General features: G+C 61.0%; 20 protein-coding genes and 1 pseudogene. 14 read left to right on the forward strand and 7 right to left on the reverse strand.

The annotated features are described in order from the left end of the window. Window positions 1-31: 31 nt before the first annotated feature. The 8 genes and pseudogenes from BGN91_RS10840 to BGN91_RS10875 all read left to right on the forward strand — a co-directional run bounded on the left by BGN91_RS10840 (window position 32) and on the right by BGN91_RS10875 (window position 9,027). Window positions 32-2,053 (forward strand): non-ribosomal peptide synthetase, encoded by a 2,022-nt coding sequence (locus BGN91_RS10840; protein WP_292613005.1) that lies wholly within the window; start codon window positions 32-34, stop codon window positions 2,051-2,053. A gap of 84 nt (window positions 2,054-2,137) precedes the next feature. Next, window positions 2,138-3,307, forward strand: a complete 1,170-nt coding sequence (locus BGN91_RS10845; protein ID WP_292613008.1) for an acyl-CoA dehydrogenase family protein — start codon at window positions 2,138-2,140, stop codon at window positions 3,305-3,307. A 264-nt stretch (window positions 3,308-3,571) separates the two neighbouring features. After that, on the forward strand, window positions 3,572-4,009 hold the full coding sequence (locus BGN91_RS10850; protein ID WP_292613010.1) for a hypothetical protein: 438 nt from the start codon (window positions 3,572-3,574) through the stop codon (window positions 4,007-4,009). Between the two features lie 442 nt (window positions 4,010-4,451). Then, window positions 4,452-4,773, forward strand: a pseudogene (locus tag BGN91_RS10855) (SDR family oxidoreductase). A 74-nt stretch (window positions 4,774-4,847) separates the two neighbouring features. After that, window positions 4,848-5,066, forward strand: a complete 219-nt coding sequence (locus BGN91_RS10860; RefSeq protein ID WP_292613013.1) for a hypothetical protein — start codon at window positions 4,848-4,850, stop codon at window positions 5,064-5,066. 222 nt (window positions 5,067-5,288) lie between these two features. Further along, entirely contained in the window at window positions 5,289-6,020 is a 732-nt protein-coding gene (locus BGN91_RS10865) for a gluconate 2-dehydrogenase subunit 3 family protein (RefSeq protein WP_292613015.1), read from the forward strand. Between the two features lie 3 nt (window positions 6,021-6,023). Beyond that, a complete protein-coding gene (locus BGN91_RS10870; protein ID WP_292613017.1) occupies window positions 6,024-7,802 on the forward strand; it encodes a GMC family oxidoreductase in 1,779 nt (592 codons plus the stop codon). After that, entirely contained in the window at window positions 7,795-9,027 is a 1,233-nt protein-coding gene (locus BGN91_RS10875) for a c-type cytochrome (RefSeq protein WP_292613019.1), read from the forward strand. The genes BGN91_RS10870 and BGN91_RS10875 overlap by 8 nt, the downstream gene beginning before the upstream one ends. A gap of 12 nt (window positions 9,028-9,039) precedes the next feature. On the opposite strand, the gene BGN91_RS10880 is transcribed toward BGN91_RS10875, so the two are convergent. The 5 genes from BGN91_RS10880 to BGN91_RS10900 are packed head-to-tail and all read right to left on the reverse strand — an operon-like array spanning window position 9,040 to window position 12,884. Then, on the reverse strand, window positions 9,040-9,312 hold the full coding sequence (locus BGN91_RS10880; protein ID WP_292613021.1) for a cytochrome C oxidase subunit IV family protein: 273 nt from the start codon (window positions 9,310-9,312) through the stop codon (window positions 9,040-9,042). Further along, on the reverse strand, window positions 9,312-9,953 hold the full coding sequence (locus BGN91_RS10885; RefSeq protein ID WP_366408479.1) for a cytochrome c oxidase subunit 3: 642 nt from the start codon (window positions 9,951-9,953) through the stop codon (window positions 9,312-9,314). The genes BGN91_RS10880 and BGN91_RS10885 overlap by 1 nt, the downstream gene beginning before the upstream one ends. Next, complete coding sequence (gene ctaD / locus BGN91_RS10890; RefSeq protein WP_292613023.1) at window positions 9,946-11,553, reverse strand: cytochrome c oxidase subunit I; 1,608 nt, start codon at window positions 11,551-11,553, stop codon at window positions 9,946-9,948. The genes BGN91_RS10885 and ctaD overlap by 8 nt, the downstream gene beginning before the upstream one ends. After that, complete coding sequence (gene coxB, locus BGN91_RS10895) at window positions 11,550-12,521, reverse strand: cytochrome c oxidase subunit II (RefSeq protein WP_292613025.1); 972 nt, start codon at window positions 12,519-12,521, stop codon at window positions 11,550-11,552. The genes ctaD and coxB overlap by 4 nt, the downstream gene beginning before the upstream one ends. Before the next feature lie 9 nt (window positions 12,522-12,530). Next, entirely contained in the window at window positions 12,531-12,884 is a 354-nt protein-coding gene (locus BGN91_RS10900) for a hypothetical protein (RefSeq protein ID WP_292613027.1), read from the reverse strand. 113 nt (window positions 12,885-12,997) lie between these two features. Here BGN91_RS10900 and BGN91_RS10905 point away from each other — a divergent pair, with 113 nt between their 5' ends. The 6 genes from BGN91_RS10905 to BGN91_RS10930 are packed head-to-tail and all read left to right on the forward strand — an operon-like array spanning window position 12,998 to window position 20,041. Next, a complete protein-coding gene (locus BGN91_RS10905) occupies window positions 12,998-13,654 on the forward strand; it encodes a cytochrome c3 family protein (RefSeq protein ID WP_292613029.1) in 657 nt (218 codons plus the stop codon). A gap of 8 nt (window positions 13,655-13,662) precedes the next feature. Continuing rightward, window positions 13,663-16,560 (forward strand): TAT-variant-translocated molybdopterin oxidoreductase, encoded by a 2,898-nt coding sequence (locus BGN91_RS10910; protein ID WP_292613031.1) that lies wholly within the window; start codon window positions 13,663-13,665, stop codon window positions 16,558-16,560. Next, on the forward strand, window positions 16,557-17,912 hold the full coding sequence (gene nrfD / locus BGN91_RS10915; RefSeq protein WP_292613033.1) for an NrfD/PsrC family molybdoenzyme membrane anchor subunit: 1,356 nt from the start codon (window positions 16,557-16,559) through the stop codon (window positions 17,910-17,912). Before BGN91_RS10910 ends, nrfD begins: the two co-directional genes overlap by 4 nt. Further along, on the forward strand, window positions 17,905-18,435 hold the full coding sequence (locus BGN91_RS10920) for a DUF3341 domain-containing protein (RefSeq protein ID WP_292613035.1): 531 nt from the start codon (window positions 17,905-17,907) through the stop codon (window positions 18,433-18,435). Before nrfD ends, BGN91_RS10920 begins: the two co-directional genes overlap by 8 nt. Next, window positions 18,432-18,959, forward strand: coding sequence for a cytochrome c (locus tag BGN91_RS10925; protein WP_292613037.1), 528 nt, complete (start codon window positions 18,432-18,434; stop codon window positions 18,957-18,959). Before BGN91_RS10920 ends, BGN91_RS10925 begins: the two co-directional genes overlap by 4 nt. Further along, the gene (locus BGN91_RS10930) at window positions 18,956-20,041 is read left to right on the forward strand and encodes a hypothetical protein (RefSeq protein WP_292613039.1); all 1,086 of its coding nucleotides are present in this window, start codon (window positions 18,956-18,958) and stop codon (window positions 20,039-20,041) included. The genes BGN91_RS10925 and BGN91_RS10930 overlap by 4 nt, the downstream gene beginning before the upstream one ends. Here the strand turns inward: BGN91_RS10930 and BGN91_RS10935 are convergent. Then, window positions 19,989-20,639 carry an SCO family protein gene (locus BGN91_RS10935; protein WP_292613041.1) on the reverse strand — a complete coding sequence of 217 codons (651 nt, stop codon included), beginning with the start codon at window positions 20,637-20,639 and terminating at the stop codon, window positions 19,989-19,991. The two genes, BGN91_RS10930 and BGN91_RS10935, sit on opposite strands and share 53 nt — an antisense overlap. Before the next feature lie 253 nt (window positions 20,640-20,892). Next, window positions 20,893-22,062, reverse strand: a complete 1,170-nt coding sequence (locus BGN91_RS10940) for a ribonucleotide-diphosphate reductase subunit beta (protein ID WP_292613044.1) — start codon at window positions 22,060-22,062, stop codon at window positions 20,893-20,895. Between the last annotated feature and the right edge of the window lie 8 nt (window positions 22,063-22,070).

Here is a 22,070-nt window from a genome sequence, read left to right on the forward strand (position 1 = left end):
GATTTTTGATTGGCGAATGGGAGCACATCTCATGAATGAAGTCCTACCTATCGCGGCGGGAAGCACAGCGGTCCCTCTGCTGAAGGATGCGGATCATCAAGCGCTGGTTGTCGAATACAACGCTACGGTAGCGTCCTATCCGTCCGACAGGACGATCATCGATCTGTTCCGCGAACAGGTGACGCGCAGCCCCGATGCTGAAGCGATCCGCTTCGGCACCGCGACGCTGACGTACCGGCAGCTCGACGAACGCTCCAATCAGATGGCCGCGCTTTTGAGCTCGACCGGCATGGGGCCGGGACGGATTGCCGTTGTGTTCATGACGCATTCCATTGAAGTCGTCGTTGCGATCCTGGGCGTTCTGAAGTCCGGCGCAGCCTATGTGCCGGTGGATGCGGCAACGCCGGAGGGCCGCATCGCAATAATCTTGAAGGACATTTCCAACGGGACCGACGGTCGGGCGCCGGTGGTGATCACTCAGACCGGCCTGCAATCCGTCATTTCTCCGAGCTTGGCCGACATCGTGGTGCTCGATGCTGATTTCAGTTCGATTTTGAATCAGCCGGTCTCCGCCGGCCCGCCCGCTGCCACGCCTGACGGCACCGCCTATATCATCTTCACCTCCGGTTCGACCGGTACCCCCAAGGGCGTCGAGATCGCGCACCGGAGCCTGGTGAATTACATTTGGTGGGCCGCTGGCGTGTACTGTTCCGGTGAAGGCCTCGCATGGCCTCTTTTCTCGTCCCTCGCTTTCGACCTGACCGTCACAACGCTCTTTACGCCGCTGATAATCGGCGGTCGCATCGTCGTGTATCTCGGCGATCCCGGAATGCAGAGCATGGTCGTGCTCAAGATCATCGACGACAATGCCGTCGACATCATAAAGCTGACGCCTGCGCATCTCGCGATGGTTCGCGATCGCGATCTTTCGAGCACAAGACTGCGCAAATTCATCGTGGGCGGCGAAGACTTCAAGACCGAGCTGGCTCGCGACATCACGAAAGCCATCCCGCATCCCGTCGAGATCTATAACGAATATGGACCAACCGAAGCCACGGTGGGCTGCATGATTCACCGTTTCGACATCGACCGGGACCTGGCCGCGTCGGTGCCGATCGGAATTCCGGCCGCCAATACGGGAATTTATGTTCTTGGAGAAGCCTATCAGCCCACCGGCCCCGGCGTCATCGGTGAGATGTTCATAGCCGGCGACGGTCTGGCGAAAGGCTATTTCAATCGTCCTGACTTGACTGACGAGCGGTTCCGCATGGCGACTGATCCGCAAGGTGGGTTTTCGAATCTGCGGCTGTACAAGACGGGCGATCTCGCCCGCTGGAATTCGAAAGGGAGCCTGGAATTTCTCGGCCGTGCCGACCATCAAGTGAAGGTCGGCGGCGCGCGGGTCGAACTGGGCGAGATCGAAGCGCGGCTTCTCAAGCATCCCCACGTTCCCGAATGCGCTGTCGTCGCCATTTCCACCTCGGTTGCGAAACCGGCGACACAAACAGCGGCCCAAATCGGTCATTCCGAGTCACCGGCGCCCCAAGATGGAATCGCGCGACTTGTCGCCTATTATGTGTCGTCGAAACCTCTGACGGTGGCCGATCTGCGTGCCCACCTTGCCGAAGAGCTTTTGGAATCCATGATTCCGACTTACTACGTCCCTCTCGAAAGGATGCCGCTCACGTCCAACGGCAAGATCGACCGCGCCGCGCTTCCCGAGCCGACGGCGGACAACATTCAGCCCACACAAGACTTCACCGCTCCCTCGACGGAGACCGAGAAAACGCTGGCCGCGCTGTGGTGCGATCTTTTGAAGATCGAATCCATCGGGCGTCACGACAACTTCTTTGACCTGGGCGGGGAGTCGCTTCTGGTGATGCGGGCAGTCTCGCGCATGCGAAAAACGTTCGACCTCGATGTGCAGCTTCGCAATCTCTTCGAGCGCCCGACACTCGCCGGACTGGCGGAAATGATCGACGGAATGCGCTGGGCGGCCAATTCCGGCGGCACTTCACTTTCGGAGGGACCGAGAGAGGAAATCGAACTTTAGCTTATCCGAAAGCCTCCGGATGGCCTGGTTTCGGACCTTGACGGTAGCTTTTGCGTTGGACTCGTAGCAGAGCGGATAAAGATGATGGACAAAGCTTATGCACCGGCGCGAGGACCGGAGTTGCCTTGGGCGGCGGCGGAGTATGAGCTCCTGAGGGATCAGGTCCGCCGGTTCGTCGAGGAGGAGATCAAGCCCTGTGCGGATCGTTGGGAAGAGCAGGGGTTCGTTCCCCGCCCGACCCTGCGCCGCATGGGTGAACTCGGCTTTTTCGGCATCCGCTATCCGGCTGAGTATGGCGGCGCCGAGATGGACGCCGTTGCATCAACGGTCTTCGCGGAGGAGCTTGGGCGCTCGACCTATGGCGGCGCTGCCGACGCGATGCTGGTTCATACCGACATGGCTTCTTCCTACGTCTTTCACGATGGGACCAAAGCTCAGCGGGCTCGCTGGATGCCGGGTATTATCAGCGGAGAAGTCATCACCGCGGTCGCCATCACGGAGCCGGATGCGGGCTCCGACGTGAAGGCCATCCGCACGCGCGCGATTAGGGATGGCGACTCTTATATACTCGACGGCACCAAGCTCTACATCACGAATGGCGTCCATGCGGACCTCTATTGCGTCGCCGCCAAGACTGACGCGTCTGCGGGAAGCAACGGGATCACGATGTTCCTTGTCGAGAAGGGCACGCCGGGATTCAGCGTCGCACGCGAGCTGGAAAAGCAGGGCTGGCGCTCCTCGGACACGGCGGAGCTTGTCTTCGACGGTTGCCGTATCCCGGCCGATAACGTGCTCGGCGCGGAAGGACTTGGTTTCTACTCCATCATGCGCAACTTCCAGAACGAGCGCCTTGTCCTCGCCGCCATGGCGATAGGGACGGCCAAGGCGGCGATCGATATGACCCTCACTTACGTGAAAACCCGGCGCGCCTTCGGAGGCAGCTTGTGGGACATGCAGACGATCCGTCAACGTCTCGCGATGCTTTCCGCGAAGGTCGAAGCCAGCCGCGAATTTCTCTATGCCACCGCCTGGCGCATGGCGGCGGATGAGGATTGCCTGCGCGAGATATCGATGCTGAAAGCCATCTGTGGCGAACTCGTCAACGAAGTTTCGTATGCGTGCGTGCAGTTCCACGGCGCCATGGGCGTCATGCGCGAGAGCGCGATCGAGCGCATTGCGCGTGATGCGCGTATCCTCTCCATCGCGGGCGGCGCGACGGAGGTGATGCTGGAGGTGGTCGCATCGACGTCGTGAGCCTGACGGCGCTGGTGAGGTCGTCTCGTGTTGAACCCGCGAGCCGCGCAACCGCCAGGCCGCCGAAAGTGATTGCAAGGCGGCGCAGGCCGTCAGATGGCACGAAGTATCCGAGATGCCGTGATATGTCGCTTCCTTGTCGCCGGCGCCCGGCAGGGCTCGAGGCCTCGCTCGCTGGACATAGTCACAAGGGAGAAATAGGCTCGGCGAGCCGGATGACAACTCGGGGGCGTTCGTCGAGAGCGCCCGGAGAGCGAGAGGGACGTGGCTTCTCAGTGGCAGTATCAGGTTAGATTCGATGTCAACGATCCCGCTGCGGCGGAGTCGATACGGAGACAGGTGCATGAACCGGCGCTCGCCGGTCTTTTCGATATTCTCGCAAGGCATCGCGCCGTGCCGAAGTGTCAGTTCGACGCCTTTTCGGAGTATGTCGCTGCGGCCGAGGAGCGCGGAATCGAGAGCTATCCGCTTTATCATTGGACCAAGGCGACGATCGATAACTCAGCAAAGAAAGAAAAATATTTGAAATCCTTTACGCTCTACGTGGATGACCGGGAGGTCTATGCCAAGGAGATTGCTGACAGCCTCGAGGCGGATCTGCAACCGCTCGTCACTGGCGGGCTTATTATGAGACTATCCAAGTACGATACGAATCCCTCAACTAATCCTCAGCCGCCACAGCGCGGCGGCGAGCAGGGTTAGTCTATTTCCGAACATGACGAGATCCTGAAAATCTTTGAGCGGGTTGGAACCGAGAATGCGGCGGCGCGGATTCCCGGGCCGTAATTCGAGCTGCAGATAATCCGCCTTGGTCTCCGCCTGCGCTGACGCCCAGACGCATGGCGTCTGGCGTCATGTAAGCCGCGATCTCATGGTGTTCCCTGAACAGCGAGAACTCGCGCCGATCGGTCAATCGGAAGAACGATGCGTGGGATTTAGACATTCCCGAGTTCAGCGTTTGGAACAGGTCGTTCGCTGGCGTGTTGGGCAAATGCCGCCGACGTTAGAGGTCGATGCCGCAGGGAGCGGATCGGCTAGAGTCTTTCACCGTTTCATGGAAACGATGAAAGACTCTAGCTTCTTGATTTGACGCGTTTTCTTCACGCGAACCGGATTCCACTTCGCTCGAAACGCTCTAAGCGGTCTGAGAGCTATCATCTCGGGCGGCGACAGCGGAACCGGCCGGGCTATCGCCATAGTCTTTGCTCGTGAGGGGGCCGACCTTCTTGTCGCTTATCTGAACGAAAGCGAGGGCGCCCAGTCGCTCAAATCATTGATCGAGAAAGAGGGCCGTAAAGCCGTCCTCGTGGCCGGCGACATCCGTGATCCCGGCCAAACAGCTTCCGATGAAGCGATCCGGCCAGCCCGCAGAATTGGCGACGGCCCATGTCATGCTGGCCGACCCACTTTCCAGTTATACGTCAGGAACCACCGTTGCGGTCACCGGAGGCAAGCCTTTCATGTGAAAGTGAATGAGTTGGCGAGGATGCAGAAGAGACGATTCCGCTTCCGGCACGTTGGTGGTGAGAGGGAGAGAGAAATGGCCTATGCTCTATTCTATCACGATCAACGTATCGGGGCAGCGGCGTCTACCGAGCTGGATGCTTGGAGACGAGCCCTGCGGTCCGGCCTGATCACGGATATTCCAGTCGCGGATGAACAGGGGGGGCAAATCTTGCCGCGCGGCCTTCATGTGGAGCAAGTCGCCGAAGATTTTACACCCCGGCCGGAATGGAAGCTTCCGACCGAAATCTCTTAAGCGGACGACATCGTATCCGAAAGGCTGGAATGGGTACGCCGCCTCGCCGACCATCTCGACCATAAGGGCTGGTCTTGTCGCGAGCGAGGATGAATGTGGCTTGCCGAAAGAAGACGATCCGATCTCGCTAGCTCAGCTCTACGCGACGGGCAGTCCCTCCGGGCGTGCATAGGAACGAACCCGGTGGTCGCACGTTTTTTAGCCATCATCGGACAACCCCCCATGCTCGATCGTCGTACCTTTCTTGCTGCTTCCGCGCTCTGGCTCGCCAGTTCGACGTCCCTGACGCATGCGTCCGAGATCCGCGAGCATATGCCGTGGTCGCCGTTTCCGTCCTCGGAGCCTCACATCGAACGTCCCGGTCCCTGGAAATTCTTCACGGCGGATGAAGCCCGCGCCATGGAAGCCATCGTCGATCGCATCATTCCGCCTGATCGGGAGACGCCGGGCGGCAAGGACGCGGGCTGCGCGGTTTTTATCGATCGTCAGCTCAAGGGTCCTTATGGCGCTTCGTCGGGTCTCTACAAGCTTGGCCCCTATGTCAAAGGCATCAAGCAGCAGGGCTCGCAATCGCCGGTCACTCCGGCCGAACTATATCGCAAGGGGCTCGCGAATCTTGACCGGATCTGCAAGGTCAACAATGGCGGCAAGGGCTTTGCGGATCTTTCGGCCGACGAGCAGGATAGCGTGCTCAAGACAATCGAATCCGGCACTGTCGAATTCGAGGACGTCGATGCACAGGGCTTCTTCGATGCATTGCTGAAAGACGTGCCTGAGGGATTTTTCTCCGATCCTATCCATGGCGGCAACCGCGATATGGTGGGGTGGAAGATGATCGGCTTTCCCGGCATCCGATACGACTATCGCGACTGGATCGGCCGTCACAACGAACGTTATCCGTATCCTCCCGTCAGCATCATGGGGCGTGCTGACTGGACACCTCATAAGGCGTGAGCCATGTCCCGCAAATTGCCAGCCAAGGATGTCGTCATTGTCGGCCTCGGGTGGACCGGCTCGATCATGGCCTACGAACTGGCCGATGCCGGACTCGACGTGATCGCGATCGAGCGCGGGCCATGGCGCAATACGGCGACTGACTATCCGCCGGGCTATGCGGCCGATGAGTTGCGCTATCGCATTCGCCATGACCTGTTTCTTCGTCCCGAGCAAACCACCTTCACCTTCCGCAACAAAATGAATCAGACGGCGCTGCCGATCAGGTCGTGGGGAGCCTTCATGCCGCCCAATGGCGTCGGCGGCGGCGGCGTGCACTGGAACGCGGAGACGTGGCGCTTCCTGCCGTCGGATTTCGTCGCGCGCACTCACCTTGTTAATCGCTATGGCGCGGACTTCCTGCCGAAGGACATGACGATCCAGGACTGGGGGATCACCTACGACGACCTCGAACCGCACTATGACAGGTTCGAATATCTTTGCGGGACATCGGGTCAGGCCGGCAATGTCAATGGACAGATCATCGAGGGCGGCAATCCCTTCGAGGGTCCGCGTTCGCGGCCCTATCCCAATCCGCCGCAACAGCAGCCTTTTGGCGCGACGCTTTTCGCGAAGGCTGCCCGTGAACTCGGCTACAAGCCGTTCCCGCAGCCGTCCGGCAACATGTCGCAACCCTACCGCAATCCGCTCGGCGTTCGGCTGGGGCCCTGCACTTATTGCGGCTTCTGCGAATGGTTCGGTTGCGGCAACTACTCCAAGGCAACGCCGCAGACCACGATCCTGCCGGCGCTGCTGCGCAAGCAGAACTTCTCGCTGCGCGACAACAGCGAAGTGACGCGCATCAACCTGGATGCATCGGGAAAGCGCGCGACCGGCGTGACTTTCGTGGATACCGATGGCAACGAATGGGAGCAGCCCGCCGATCTGGTGATCCTGTCCGCCTATACGATCTTCAACGTGCAACTGCTGTTGTTGTCGGGAATTGGCGAGCCTTACGATCCGATCGCCGATACCGGCACGGTCGGCCGTAATTTCACGCACCAGACCATTTCCGACGTCACGAGTTTCTTCGATCCCGCCAAATTTGTCTTCAATCCATTTATCGCGTCCGGCGCTATCGGCATGTGCATCGACGAGTTCAATGGCGACAATTTCGATCACGGACCGCACGGCTTTGTCGGCGGCGGTTACATGGGGCAGGTTCAGACCAACGGCCGGCCGATCGAGACCACGCCGGTCCCGCCGGGCACGCCGGCGTGGGGCGCGGAATGGAAGAAGGCGGTAAAGGAAAATTATCAAAGCGCGCTGAAGCCGGGGACCGGCGTGCACGGCAGCATGTACAGCTATCGCGATGTCTACGTCGATCTGGATCCGACCTACAAGGATCGCTTCGGCCGTCCGCTGGCGCGCATGACCATTGATTTCCACGACAACGAACTCAAGCAAAACAAATTCCTGACCGACAAATTCGCGGAAATCTTCAAGGCGATGGGCGCGAAGCAGATCAAGAAGGAATATCGCAAGGGACCCTATGACATCACGAAGTATCAGACCACGCATCTTTGCGGCGGCGCGATCATGGGCACCGTTCCTGGAAACAGTACGCTCAATCGCTATCTGCAAAGCTGGGACGTGCCGAACCTGTTCGTCACCGGCGCCAGCGCGTTTCCGCAGAACCCCGGATACAACCCGACGGGAACGGTGGCTGCGCTCGCTTATTGGACGGCGGATGCGATCCGCAGCAAGTATCTGAAAAACCCGGGGCGGTTGATCGATGCGTAGAGTGGTGGCCATAGCCATTGCCGCAGCGACGCTGTGCGTGTGCGCCGGTCCTTCCCGCGGCGCCAGCTCGCAGGATTTCGCCGCAGTCGAGCGTGGGCGTTATCTGACAACGGCCGCCGATTGCGGAAGCTGCCATACAACACCCGGCAGCGCTCATCCCTTTGCCGGCGGCCGGCCGATCGAAACTCCGTTCGGGGTTCTCGCGGCGCCCAACATCACTCCCGACCGAGAAACCGGCATCGGCGCCTGGACCGACGACGAGTTCGACGCCGCCGTTCGGCGCGGACGCAGCCGCGACGGCGCGCGGCTCTATCCGGCGATGCCGTTTCCGTACTACACGCGCATGTCGCGGCAGGACGTGGCTGATATCCGCGCCTATCTCGACACCGTTGAGCCCGTGCATAATGCGGTGACGGTCAATCGCCTTCCGTTTCCCTTCGATCTTCGCTCCTCCATGATCGCGTGGGACGCGATGTACTTTACGCCGGGCGAATTCCGGCCCGACGCCTCGAAGTCGAAGGAGTGGAATCGAGGCGCCTATCTGGTTCAGGGGCCGGGGCATTGCGGCGCGTGCCATACTCCGAAGACTTTACTGGGCAGTGATGAATCGTCCAAGGCGTTGCATGGTTCCGTCCTGCAAGGCTGGACCGCGCCGGAGATTACCGGCAAGCAGGGATCGTTGCGCGACTGGTCGGTCGAGGATATCGCTGCCTATCTTAAAACCGGGCACAACAAGAATGCCGCAGCGGCCGGATTGATGGGCGAGGTTGTCGGACGTTCGACCTCTCATCTGACTGATGGCGACGTGGAAGACATCGCCATCTATCTGAAGGACCTTTCCGGATCGGCACCGGGAAAGACCGCATCGCCAGACAAGGACGTCATGAACGCAGGGGGCGCCATCTATCAGGACCTTTGCTCGGCCTGCCATCGGGGGGACGGCAAGGGCGTGCCGCAAATGTTTCCGAACCTGACGGAAGTCGCGACCGTCTCTGCGGCGAAGCCGGACACCGTGTTGCGGGTGATCATCCAGGGAGCGGCGAGCGTTTCGACGGAGAAGGAGCCGACCGGTCCCGCCATGCCGGCCTTCGGTTGGCAGCTTGACGATGCCCAGATTGCGGCGGTCGCGACCTATGTCCGGAGTCATTTCGGCAAGCAAGACTCGGCCGTCAGCGCGGCGGATGTAGGCAGGGCGCGTTCCGCGCTGGCTGCGCGGGTCAATTGAAGTTGACCTGGATCAGGTGCGGGTCAGGAAATCCATCATTCCGAGCCACAGCAGAATGCCGAGCCAGAACAGTCCGGCGCCAGCAAAGATATAGGTGCGCGTGCCGCGGTGCCGCAGTTCCATGAACACTGCGGCGACGATGGCGGCTTTGGTCGCGGCGATGGTCAGCGCGATGCCGCTGTTGAGGTTGCCGAGCGGCACAAAAGACAGCGTCACCGTCAGCGCCAGCAGCGCCAACAGCGCCAGCCAGGCACCGAGCAATGCGAAGGGCGGACGCCAGCGCATCAGGCCGTCCTCCCGGGCAGGTAGATCAGGGCAAAGAGAAATATCCAGACCACGTCGACGAAGTGCCAGTAAAGCGCGGCGCTGTGCAGGGCGGCGCGGTGTCGCGCGGTCGGCGCGCGCAAAATCAGTCGGGCGAGAACCATCAGCAGGCCGATGCCGACCATCATGTGCAGGGCGTGGATCGCGGTGGCGACGAAATAGAAGATGAAAAACAGCGTTGCGCCGTTGGCGAGTTCGCCGGAAAATTTGAAATCAAGTCCCGGTACCAGGTGTTCACGGTACTCGCCCGCATATTCGATGCCCTTGAGGACGATAAACAACGACCCGAGCAGAATCGCGCCGGACAGCAGCGCCACGCAGGTTTTTCGCGTTTCCTCGGCAAATGCATCCACTGCGCAGGCCACCAGGAAGCTGGATGTGAGGAGGATGGCGGTGTTCGCCGTCCCGATCGCGATTTCGGTATGACGGCTCGCAGCAGCAAAGGCCGCGGGATAGGCGTGACGGTAGACGCAATAGCCCAGGATGAGACCGCCGAACAGCAGCACTTCGGTCGCGATGAAAACCCACATGCCGAGTTCGGCCGTCTCGTCGCGATGACGCGCGGACACAAATTGCGGAGCGAAGGCGCCGTCGTCAGGCATTTTGCGGTTCCGCGTGGAAGTCAGGCGTATATTGATAGGGCGGCCGCGTCACCACGGGCTGCGAGACGAAATTGAATTCGGGCGGCGGCGAGGGAGTTTGCCATTCGAGGCCGGGTGCATCCCAGGGGTTGGCCGGCGCGCGGGCTCCAAAGAAAAGCGAGTAAGCGAGATAGAACAGCGGCAGCAGATAGGCGATTGCCAGGATGCTGGCGCCGCCGGAGGAAAGCACGTTCCATAGCTGAAACTCAGGCGGATAGACGTGGTAGCGCCGTGGCATTCCCTCGGCGCCGAGGATGAACTGCGGAAAGAACGTTAGGTTAAAGCCGACAAAAATGAGCACGGCTGCGATTCGCGCCCAGTATTCGGAATAAAGCCGGCCGGTGATTTTCGGCCACCAGTAATGGAGCCCGCCGAAATAGGCCGTCACCATGCCGCCGACCATGATGTAATGGAAATGTGCGACGACGAAATAAGTGTCCGTCGCATGCACGTCATAGGCGAGGCAGGCGAGAAACAGGCCGGTCAGGCCGCCGATGGTGAAGAGGCCGATGAAGGCCAGCGCATAAAGCATCGGCGCGTCGAAACGGATCGAGCCTTTGTGCAGCGTCGCCGTCCAGTTGAAGACCTTGATGGCCGATGGCACCGCGACGATGAAGCTCATGAAGGAGAACACAAGGCTGGCCAGCAGCGATTGTCCGCTGACGAACATGTGATGGCCCCAGACGAGGAAGCCGACGGCAGCGATCGCGAGGCTCGCCCAGGCAACGAACTTGTAGCCGAACACGGCCTTGCGGGAGAAGCATGAGACCAGCTCGTTGATGACTCCCATGCCCGGCAGGATCATGATGTAGACGGCGGGGTGCGAATAGAACCAGAACAGGTGCTGGAACAGCAGCGGATCGCCGCCGATTTTCGGATCGAAGATGCCGACGCCGAGCAGGCGCTCGACCACGATCAGGACAAGCGTCATCGCCAGCACAGGCGTCGCCAGAACGAGGATGACGGAAGTCGCATAGAGCGACCATATGAACAGCGGCAGGCGATACCAGGTCAGGCCGGGCGCGCGCAGGCGATGAATGGTGACGATAAAATTAAGTCCGGTGAGGATGGAGGAGAACCCTGAAATAAAGACACCGGTCACGGCCACAGCGACGTAGCTGTTGGAATAAAGCGTGGAGAACGGCGTGTAAAAAGTCCAGCCGGTATCGATGCCGCCGGCGGCGACGGCAAGCAGCGTGACGCTGCCGCCCAGTATGAACAGGTACCAGCTCAGCAGGTTGAGACGCGGGAAGGCAAGGTCGCGGGCGCCGATCATCAGCGGAACGATGAAGTTTCCGAGTGTGTTCGGTATCGATGGGATCAGGAAGAACCACACCATGATGACGCCGTGCATGGTGAACAGGCGATTGTACATGTCGGAGCTGACGAGGTCTGCCTGGGGAGTCGCGAGTTCGATACGGATCGCGGTCGCCGCAAGCCCGCCGATAGAGAAAAAGAAGAGCAGGCTCGCGAAATAAAGAATGGCGATGCGCTTGTGGTCGGTGGTCAGGAACCACGATCGCAGGGTGTAGCCGGCATTAAGATAGCTCTCTTCGTTCATGGGTGTGGTCCGCCAAGCGATTTGATGTAGAGGATCAGCCGAAGCAACTGCTCCTCGCTCACCTTGCCTTCGAACGATGGCATCAGCGGTTGGTAGCCGGCCGCGATCTGGCTGCGTGGCAGCAGGATGGAGTCGCGGATGTATTTGTCATCCGCCGTCACGAAGCTGCCGTCGCTCAGCGGGACCGGGCGTCCGTAGAGACCATCGAGGGACGGTGCGTGGATTTTGCTGCCGGCCCCATGACAGCCGCTGCATCCCAGCTCGCGAAACAGCGCGCCGCCTTCCTGGGTCAACGAATCGGCCGGCGTTTGCGTCGCGAGCCACGTCGCATAGTCCGGCGCCCCCATCGCGACGATCTCGCCCGTCATGCCGGAATGCTCGGTGCCGCAGTATTCCGCGCAAAACAGATGGTAGTGCCCCGGCTTGTCCACCTCGATCTCGAGGTCTTGATAGCGCCCCGGCACCACATCGTGCTTGAGCCGGATGGCCGGGATGAAGAAGCTATGGATGACATCCTGCGACGCCATCACCAACCGGATTGGCCGCCCAACCGGAATATGCAGCGCGTTGATCTCGGACTGCCCGCCGCTGTGCTGGACTTTCCACATCCACTGCTTGGCCACCACAAAAACCGACAATTCGTCCGGCGGCGTCCGATAGATCTGAAAGTAGATTTCGGCTCCCCAGACGAACAGCACGAGAAATCCAGCGAGAGAAGCTGCTGTCCAGCCCACTTCCCAGCGCCAGCTCTTGGTAATCCGATGGTCGCGATCGACGTCGTTCGACGCTCGATAGCGCACGCAAAAAAGAGTGAGAAGAAAAAACAGCAGCCCGAGTACGAGCAAACTTGCGATCAGCAGGCCGATGAACAGCATATCGACGTCGCCGCCATGGAGCGAAACGCCTGAATGCCAGAACGGGATCCATTTGCGCCACATCGCGAGCGTCCGGTCAGCGCCGGCACGCATGGACGGCGATCATGGCGATGGCCATCCAGCCAATCCTCTGTGAAGCAGCATTTGCATAGCCTGCGCGATCGGAATCCGGACTCGTCCATGTTCCCGGTCCGACCATCCGTAAGTGTCGGTGAGCTGCATTTCGCTGCGGCGGAATTGTTCGAGATTGTCGCGCGGCGCGATCTCGAGACGCGGTGTATCAGCGCTCGATGCGGGCGGCGCTGCAGGACTTTTGTGTTTCATCGTTTGCGGAAAGATGAGCGGCATGAGAAGCGGCGTGACGACGATAAATGTCGCAAGGCCGCCGGCGATCCAGGCGATTCCGATACTGGCGATGTCGGTTCGCTCGTAATCGAAGCCTGTCTGCTCTGTCATCGGCGGGTCCTCGACGTGCGATAATTCGCCGGAGGCGCGTCAGTTCCTGCCGAGGAACGATTTCAGTGCTCGTGGATTAGCCGAGCACATATTTCCCGGCAGGGTCGGCGCGGATGACCCAGATCTTTTCTCCTGCTGCCGACACATGGCTGCGACTATTCCTGGTGACGAGCCTTGCGCTGACCGCGGGCGGCGCGGTGATGATTGTCGGGGTGGCGCGTTCAGACTACGTCACTTCTGTTGATTTCCGTCCGTCCCAGCCTGTTCCCTTCAGTCACCGCCATCACGCGGGCGAGCTCGGAATCGATTGCCGGTACTGTCACTCGAGCGTCGAGAACGGTCCCCATGCCGGCTTGCCGCCGACCAAGACCTGCATGACGTGCCATTCCCAGATCTGGACCAATGCCAGCATGCTGGCGCCGGTTCGGGAAAGCCTTGCAGAGAACAAGCCGATCGTGTGGACACGGGTGGCAAGGCTGCCCGACTACGTGTTTTTCCGCCACGACGTGCACATCGCCAAGGGCGTGGGATGCGAGACCTGCCACGGTCGTATCGACGAGATGGCGCTGACTTATCGCGCCAAGGCGTTCACCATGCAGTTCTGCCTCGATTGTCACCGCGATCCGGCGCCGAATCTCCGTCCGGCCGACGTCGTCACGGCGATGGGCTGGAAACCGCAGGGCGACGCGCGGGCGACCGGTGATTCCATCATCGCCCATCAGAACATTCGCGTCGGCGAGTTGACCCATTGCTACGTTTGCCATCGATGAGCCGCCGTATGCCGCAACGATCGCCAAGCCAGAACACCACCGAACGGCCGCAGCTTTGGTCAAGTATAGAGGAACTGTCCGGCGATCCTTCATTCGAGGCCTGGGTCAACGCCGAGTTTCCCGCCGCGATAGAACTGCCGCCGACCGCGCGGCGACAGTTCCTCAAGCTGATGGGGGCGTCTTTTGCGCTTGCCGGCTTGACGGCTTGCGAGAAGAGTCCGTTCGTTGCCGCGCTGCCCTACGTCGATCAGCCGGTGGACGACAATCCCGGTGTGCCTCGCTATTACGCCACTGCTGTGACGCTGGAGGGCTATGCCCAGCCGGTGATCGCCACGACTTATGCGGGACGCCCGACAAAACTGGACGGCAATCCGGATCATCCGGTTACGCAGGGCCGTAGTGACATCTTCATGCAGGCGGCGGTTCTCGGCCTTTACGATCCCGATCGCGCGCAATCGCCGACACGCCGGGGCGATCCGGTCACGTGGAAAGACGTTGCCGGACATTTCCGCGAGCAGCGAGCGAACTGGTCGAAAACCCAGGGCGAGGGGCTGCGTCTTCTGATGGAACCGACGACGTCGACAACCCTGCTTCGACAGATCGATGCGTTGCTCGCGGAATTTCCGCGAACTCGTGTCCATACATTTGAAGTTGTCGGCCGCACTATCCGCCACCGCCTGACGCGAGCCGCCTACGGCCGGTCGCTCGACCTCCACTACGCTCTCGATAAGTGCGAGGTCGTCGTCAGCTTCGACGACGATTTTCTCGGGCCTGGGCCCGATCAGGTTCGGAATGCGCGGACCTGGGCCGCCGCACGCCGACGCCATGCCTATGAACCTGGCGTCCGGCTTTTCGTCGCCGAGCCTGTGCCGTCCGCGACCGGTGCGGTGGCCGCCGAGCGGCTTGCCACCGACGCCTCACGAATGTCCATCGTTGCTGAATCCTTGGCTGCGCGGCTCGGCGTTGCCGGCGCATCGACGATGGAGGTCAGGGATCCCGAGCGTTACTGGATAGAGGCTGCAGCTCCTGCGTTGAAGGCCTCCTCAGGACGCAACGTCGTCGCCTGCGGCGGGTGCTGTGACGCCAACACAGCCTTGTGGGTCGCACGGATCAATGAGGTTTTGAAAAGTCCGGGTCAGACGTTGAATTTCACCGCCCCCCTCGAGGGACCGGCTTCCGCGGGTACGTTGGCCGATTTGATTGCGGACATGCGTGCGGGGCAGGTCGATACGCTGATCGGTATCGGCGCCAATCCGGCGTATGCGACGCCGGTATCGCTCGGATTTGCCGATGCGCTCGGGAAAGTTCGGGAGGCGATATATGTCGGTCTCGAGCAGGATGAAACCGGTGATCGATGCGAATGGCAGCTACCGCTAACACATTCGCTGGAAAGCTGGAGCGACGCTCGCGCCGTGGACGGCACTGCGACGATCATTCAGCCGGCCGTCGCGCCGTTCTACGACGTTCGGAGCGTGCATCAGATTTTTGCGATGTTGCTCGGCGAAATCGATCCCTCGCCGGATGGCGCGGTGCGCGAGACCTGGCGAACCGCATTTGGCGATCAGTTCGACGCGCACTGGTCGCAAGCGCTGCGCGACGGTTTCATTGCGGGCGCAGCACCGTTTGTAACCGGCATGTCGGTCCGTCAGGAGCTCTTGCCACAGATGGGTGCTCATGCCGGGTCAACTGATTTCGATATTGTCTTTCATCCCGACCCGACTGTCTGGGACGGGCGCTTCGCCAACGTTGGCTGGTTGCAGGAGTTGCCCAAGCCGCTGACTACATTGACATGGGGCAATGTCGTCAGCGTCAGCCCGTCCTTGGCCCGGCATCTGAAGTTGTCGAATGGCGATCTCGTCGAAGTCGCCATCGGTGATAGACACATAGAAGGGCCGATCTGGGTGATGCCGGGGCAGGCCGCGAATACGGTCGCTCTGTCGCTTGGCTACGGCAGGACCCGCGCCGGCCGGGTCGGCGACAATCTCGGCTACAACGCATTCGAGGTGATTCCGGCCGACGGCGCCGGGGTCATCAAAGGCACACTGCGCAAGACCGGAGCGCGCGAGAATCTCGCGATCACGCAGTTGCATCATCGCATGGAAGGATTTGATTTCGTCCGTGAAGTCAGTCCGTCTCATCCGACGCTGCCAGAGCCGAGCAGCGAGCCGAGCCTCTATCCGCCGTGGCCATCGGCCAAGAATGCGTGGGGTATGGTGATCGATCTCGACTCCTGCATCGGCTGCAACGCCTGCGTTGTCGCCTGCACGGCTGAAAATAATGTGCCTGTGGTCGGCAAGGAGCAGGTCGAGGCCGGCCGTGAAATGCACTGGCTCCGGATCGCCCGCTACTACACGGGTGATGTCGAGGCGCCGCGCAGCTTCTTTCAGCCGGTACCGTGCATGCAGTGCGAGCAGGCCCCTTGCGAAATGGGTTGTCCGGTCCATGCCACGACCCATAGTCCCGAAGGCGTCAACCAGATGGTCTACAACCGCTGCATCGGGACGCGCACCTGCTCCAGCTTCTGCCCCTACAAGGTGCGGCGCTTCAATTTCTACGACTACCGCGCGCCCGAGGATTCGCCGCTGCATGCTGCCGACAATCCTGATGTCACCGTGCGGTCGCGCGGCGTGATGGAGAAATGCACCTATTGCACGCAGCGGATCGAGGCCGCTCATGCCGCAGCCGACAAGAATAACCGCGCGATCCGCGACGGCGAGGTGGTGACCGCCTGTCAGGGCGCTTGTCCGACCAAGGCCATTACGTTCGGCGACATCAACGATCCGCAGTCGGAGGTGTCCCGTCTCAGGCGCGACGGACGTCACTACGTGTTGCTGGAAGAGCAGGGGACGCGGCCGCGCACCACCTATCTCGCGCGCTGGCGCGACAGCGAGGAGGAGCAGGGATGACCGATCGCTCCTCCGGCATCCTGTCGTTGCGGCAAAGCATGGGCGGCATCGCCGATCAGTTGACCGGCATTCCCCTGCGCTTTCCTGCGCGTCGCCGCTGGTGGATCGCGATGCTGGTCGCGTTGGCGCTGTTGCTGTTGTTGATTATTTCGACAATCGAGCTGTTCACTCGCGGCGTCGGAATCTGGGGCATCAACATCCCCGTCAACTGGGCGTTCGCAATCCACAATTACGTCTGGTGGCTCGGCATCGGCCACGCAGGCACGCTGATCTCGGCGCTGCTGCTTCTGACCGGAAGCGAGTGGCGCAATTCGCTCAACCGGTTCGCGGAAACCATGACGCTGTTCGCGGTATTGTGCGCCGGCATCTATCCTGTGCTGCATCTCGGCCGGCCCTGGTATCTCTACTGGATGTTTCCCTATCCCGCGACCATGGGCGTTTGGCCGCAGTTTCGCAGCCCGCTGGAGTGGGACATCTGGGCGGTTCTGACTTATCTCACAGTCTCCCTGGCGTTCTGGTACACCGGACTCATTCCCGATCTGGCGTCGGCCCGCGATCGCGCTACCCGGCGCGGATGGCAGATCTTCTTCGGCATCACTGCACTGGGATGGCGCGGGTCGGCGGCGCATTGGCAGCGCTGGTCACAAGCCTATCGGCTCACGGCGGGGCTCGCCGTGCCGCTAGTCGTGTCGGTTCACAGCGAAGTCTCGCTGCTGTTTGCGGCGGGCCAGATTCCCGGTTGGCATTCGACGATTTTTCCGCCGTATTTCGTGCTCGGCGCCGCCTTCTCGGGCTTCGCGGTGGTTTCGATTATCGCGATTTCGCTAAGGTCGTGGTTCGGGCTCAAGAACCTCGTTACCGATCAGCACCTCGATCTGCTCGGCATGGTGCTGCTGGCGACGGGTCTGATGACCGCCTACGGCTACGTGTTCGAGGTTTTCGATGCGTTTTATTCCGGCGAGCCGCATGAGATGCAGACGCTGCTCGATCGCGCCGCCGGTGCCTATGCCTGGACCTATTGGGGCGCTGTGATTCTCAATTTCGTTCCGCTGCAGGCACTGTGGTGGCGACGCGTGCGCCAGACCGGCTGGACTCTGATGCTGATTTCGATCGCGGTCGTGATCGGCATGTGGCTCGAACGCTACATGATCCTGGTCACCAGCCTGTATCGTGATTTCCTGGTCTCGTCCTGGAGCCATTTCACGCCGACCTTCTGGGACTGGTCGACCTATTTCGGCACCATCGGCCTGTTCCTGGTGCCGTTCCTGCTGGCCATCCGCTTCATTCCGATGATTTCCATTTTCGAAACCAAGGAGCTGTTGCACGAGGAAAAGGAGCAGGCGCATGGCTGATCGCCCGTATGGCCTGCTGGCGGAGTTTGACAGCCCGGAAGCCTTGCTGGCAGCGGCGCGCAAGACACGCGAGGCCGGCTATCGCGCCCTCGATGCGTTTACGCCCTTTCCGGTCGAGGGGCTGGCACGAACCTTGCGCCTGCCGCGTCCGAAGATTTCCTGGGTGGGGCTTTTCGGTGGCCTCGCCGGCGGCACGTTCGCCCTGCTGATGCAGAGCTATATCAGTTTCGACTTTCCGCTCAACGTCGGAGGACGCCCCGTTTATGCGCTGTCAGCGTTTGCGGTGGTCACGTTCGAGCTAACGATTCTATTTTCAGCGTTGTCGATGATCGTCGTGATGCTGTGGCAGAACGGATTGCCGAGGTTGAACTTTCCGCTGTTTGCAGCGAGACGCTTTCATCTCGCCAGCAAGGATCGATTTTTTCTTTGCGTGGAGAGCCGGGACGCTGCCTTCGACGAACAGGTGACGGCGTCGTTTCTGAAAGGACTTGGCGCGATTTCGGTGGAGCTCGTGCCGTCATGAGAACCATCGTGCTGTTGCTGGCGGCGCTCGCCCTTGCCGGCTGCGACCAGAACATGGAGGTTCAGCCGAGATACGGCGAATATGCGAGAGCGCCGCTTTTTCGCTCGAGCAGCGCGCGTAATCCGCCGGCAGGAGCGGTGGCGCGCGACGCACTGGCAAAGGAGAAGGAGGCGACGCAAAGGCCGGCGCTGACCGCAGACCTCCTCGAACGCGGCCGTCAAAGGTTCACGATCTTCTGTTCGCCCTGTCACGGCGCGGGCGGCGACGGCAACGGCAGGATCGTGCAGCGAGGCATGCCGCATCCGACGAGCTATCACGATCCGAGGCTCGTTGCGGCCGACGACCAGCATTTCTTCGATGTGATCACCGATGGCTATGGTGCGATGTATTCCTATGCGTCGCGGATCCCGTCCCGTGACCGCTGGGCTATCGTCGCCTATATCCGCGCGCTGCAATTGAGTCGCCGCGCTTCGCTCGACGATGTGCCGCCGGATCAGCGCGCCAGACTGGAGTCGATGCCGTGAGCGCCCGCATCAATTTGAGCATGGCCGCGCTTGCTGCAATCCTGCTTTCTGCCGGTGCGGCCGTCGATGGCCGGTCCACGCTTGCGGCCTATCTGGTCGCCTGGGTCGCGCTCAGTGCTATTCCGATCGGTTCGCTCGGCGTGCTGATGGTGAGCTATCTGGTGCGGCGCGACTGGACGGAAACCTTGCATCCCGTGCTGATGGCTGCCACCGCGACCATGCCTTTGGCCGGCGTCCTGTTCATTCCGGTTTTGGTTTTCCTCGGCTCGCTCTATCCGGCGGCATCGGATACTGTTTCTCTGCCGACGTTCAAGGCCATTTATCTCGCACCGTGGTTTTTCGCCGCGCGCACGGTTTTCTATTTTGTCGCATGGACGATTCTGGGGTGGCGGCTGCGCGTCGCGTGGCCCGATCGCGCGCGAATGGTCCGCGTGGCCTCCGTGGGATTGATCGTTTACGCATTGCTGGTGTCGCTGGCCGGCGTGGATTGGCTGGAGTCGCTGCAGCCGGATTTTCATTCGTCCATCTATGGATTGCTCTATCTGAGCTTTGTGCTGACTGCCGGCGTTGCCTTTGCGATCGGCGCCGGCTTGCAGCTGGGGCGCCGCCTGGTCGGCATCAGCGGCTATAGCGGGCTGTTGCTGTCGACCATTTTGCTGTGGGGATATCTGCATGCCATGCAGTACATCGTTATCTGGTCCGCCAACATTCCGGGCGAGGTCGTATGGTATCTCAAACGATCTGTTGACGGCTGGCAATACGTGCTCGTTGTTCTCGCGGTGGGCCAGTTTATCTTTCCGTTCTTCGCGCTCCTGAATATACGGGTTCGCCGCAGCCGCCGATGGCTTTCGGGGCTTTGCGCGCTCACGCTCGCCATGCGCCTCGTCGAAGCTGCCGTGCTGATGATGCCGGCGATGTCTCGGCTCGCGGCCGTCCCTGCCGTGCTGGCATTGATACCGGCGCTGACTTTAGTGGGCGCGCTCCTGCTTCTCGCCTTTGAAATCACGAACGCCTGGCATGATCGCCTGCTCAACCCCGCGAGGAGGGGTCTGCGCGCAGCAGCCCCGCGATCAGCAGGATGAGGGAAATCACGGTGACCGCGCCGGCTCCCGCCAGCACGCGGCCGATCGCAACATTGTAAACACCGCGCGCCGGGTCGAAACCGTAGCACAACAGCCGGATATGATCGGCAAGCGACCCGACACGGCCCTGCGAAGCGCTGACCAGCGCCAGCCGCAGGTCGGAAGGTCGAAACGCAAGATCCGAAAGCATGAAGGCAATCCGTCCCTGCGGGGTCACGACAAAGGCGGCTTCGGGGTGCGCGAACTGGTCGTTGTCGCGGTCATAGACCGGCTGAAATCCGAACGCATGAAGGAGAGTTGCGGTATCCCGTGGCGAAGCACGCAGGAAGAAAGTGTAATCGGCGAGCGAGCCGTCGATCCGTGCATGCTTCATGGTTGCCGCGTCGGCGGCTGTATCCTTGGCGTCGAGCCCGGCAACCATGTAGTTGAAGTCCTGACCCGGTCGAAGTCCGCTCCGATCGAGCGCGTCTGCGACCGCGCCAATCGCAGGTCCGCACAATGTCTTGCAGGTATAGTCGGCCAGGACCCATATTGTTGGCTTCCCATTCAGCCATTGCCGCAAGGTTTTCGTCGTGTCCTTTTCATCGGTGAGTGCCAAGTCTGTGGGCAGAGGGGCGTTGGGCTCAGGCGCGGCCTGGACGCGGGCTATATCCGCGCGCGAGAGCGCCGCTCGTGCCGAACCAATTCCGCCGATCGCCAGGCCGAGACAAGCGATGATAATGGCTATCCTGGAGCACCGTAGCCTCTGTCTGCCTGCATAAGCCATTCCGTCCGAACCTCGATGCGAGGCGCCTCGTTCAAAACGCGATCGCAGCCGCAGGAGTTCCAGCGACCCAAGCCGCTTCTCGTCTTCAATCCCAGACGAGCGCGCCGCCATTCTGGTATTCGATGACGCGCGTCTCAAAAAAGTTCTTTTCCTTCTTGAGGTCCATCGCCTCGCTCATCCATGGAAACGGGTTGTCGGCCTCGGCGTACACCGGCGCCAGTCCGAGCTGGGCGCAGCGGCGGTTGGCGATGACGTGCATGTAGGTTTCGCACAGCGTCGCGTTGAGGCCGAGAAAGCCGCGCGGCATGGTGTCCCGTCCATAGGCGGCTTCGAGCTCGGCGGCATTCTTGAGCATGGCGCGCACCTCTTCCTGGAACGTTTTGGTCCAGAGATGCGGGTTCTCGATCTTGATCTGGTTGATGACGTCGATTCCGAAGTTCAGGTGGATCGACTCGTCGCGCAGGATGTACTGGTACTGTTCGGCAATACCGACCATCTTGTTGCGGCGGCCGAGCGAGAGAATCTGCACAAAGCCGGTATAGAACCACATGCCTTCGAACACGACATAGAAGGCGACCAGGTCACGCAAAAACGCCTGATCGGCTTCCGGCGTGCCGGTCTTGAAGCCGGGATCGTCGAGATGCTGGGTGTGCTTGAGCGCCCAGGCCGCCTTGTCGGTGATGGACGGCACCTCGCGATACATATTGAACAGCTCGCCTTCGTCGAGGCCGAGGCTCTCGACGATGTACTGGAACGTATGGGTATGCACCGCTTCCTCGAAGGCCTGCCGCAGCAGATATTGCCGGCATTCCGGGTTGGTGAGGTGGCGGTAGATCGCCAACACGATGTTGTTGGCGACGAGCGACTCCGATGCCGCGAAGAAGCCGAGGTTGCGTTTGATCATGCGCCGCTCGTCGTCGGTGAGGCCGTCCTTCGACTTCCACAGCGCTATGTCGGCCTGCATCGACACCTCCGTCGGCATCCAGTGGTTGTTGCAGCCGGAGAGATACTTTTCCCAGGCCCAGCGGTATTTCAGCGGCAGGAGCTGGTTGACGTCGGCGCGGGCGTTGATCATCCGCTTGTCGTCGACGCGCACCCGCGCGGCGCCGCGGTCGATTTCGCCGAGGCCGGTCGCGTCGGTCTGGATCTCGGTCGTTGTCGCGCTCGACGATGAATCAGACGCCTCGGCATGATGCGCACGCGTCCGCGGCGGAACAGGTTGCGCGGAAGGAGAGGTGTCGGACCAATCGAGCATGGTGATGT

This window comes from Nitrobacter sp. 62-13 (genome assembly GCF_001896955.1).
Taxonomy (GTDB): Bacteria; Pseudomonadota; Alphaproteobacteria; order Rhizobiales; family Xanthobacteraceae; genus Nitrobacter.

Coding starts and splice junctions, on each gene's coding strand:
- BGN91_RS10885 (WP_366408479.1), bottom strand. CDS start 9,953: ATGCCTGACGACGGCGCCTTCGCTCCGCAATTTGTGTCCGCGCGTCAT.
- BGN91_RS10840 (WP_292613005.1), top strand. CDS start 32: ATGAATGAAGTCCTACCTATCGCGGCGGGAAGCACAGCGGTCCCTCTG.
- ctaD (WP_292613023.1), bottom strand. CDS start 11,553: ATGAACGAAGAGAGCTATCTTAATGCCGGCTACACCCTGCGATCGTGG.
- BGN91_RS10940 (WP_292613044.1), bottom strand. CDS start 22,062: ATGCTCGATTGGTCCGACACCTCTCCTTCCGCGCAACCTGTTCCGCCG.
- nrfD (WP_292613033.1), top strand. CDS start 16,557: ATGACCGATCGCTCCTCCGGCATCCTGTCGTTGCGGCAAAGCATGGGC.
- BGN91_RS10905 (WP_292613029.1), top strand. CDS start 12,998: ATGACCCAGATCTTTTCTCCTGCTGCCGACACATGGCTGCGACTATTC.
- coxB (WP_292613025.1), bottom strand. CDS start 12,521: ATGCGTGCCGGCGCTGACCGGACGCTCGCGATGTGGCGCAAATGGATC.
- BGN91_RS10860 (WP_292613013.1), top strand. CDS start 4,848: ATGGCCTATGCTCTATTCTATCACGATCAACGTATCGGGGCAGCGGCG.
- BGN91_RS10910 (WP_292613031.1), top strand. CDS start 13,663: ATGCCGCAACGATCGCCAAGCCAGAACACCACCGAACGGCCGCAGCTT.
- BGN91_RS10875 (WP_292613019.1), top strand. CDS start 7,795: ATGCGTAGAGTGGTGGCCATAGCCATTGCCGCAGCGACGCTGTGCGTG.
- BGN91_RS10845 (WP_292613008.1), top strand. CDS start 2,138: ATGGACAAAGCTTATGCACCGGCGCGAGGACCGGAGTTGCCTTGGGCG.
- BGN91_RS10920 (WP_292613035.1), top strand. CDS start 17,905: ATGGCTGATCGCCCGTATGGCCTGCTGGCGGAGTTTGACAGCCCGGAA.
- BGN91_RS10865 (WP_292613015.1), top strand. CDS start 5,289: ATGCTCGATCGTCGTACCTTTCTTGCTGCTTCCGCGCTCTGGCTCGCC.
- BGN91_RS10925 (WP_292613037.1), top strand. CDS start 18,432: ATGAGAACCATCGTGCTGTTGCTGGCGGCGCTCGCCCTTGCCGGCTGC.
- BGN91_RS10870 (WP_292613017.1), top strand. CDS start 6,024: ATGTCCCGCAAATTGCCAGCCAAGGATGTCGTCATTGTCGGCCTCGGG.
- BGN91_RS10900 (WP_292613027.1), bottom strand. CDS start 12,884: ATGACAGAGCAGACAGGCTTCGATTACGAGCGAACCGACATCGCCAGT.
- BGN91_RS10880 (WP_292613021.1), bottom strand. CDS start 9,312: ATGCGCTGGCGTCCGCCCTTCGCATTGCTCGGTGCCTGGCTGGCGCTG.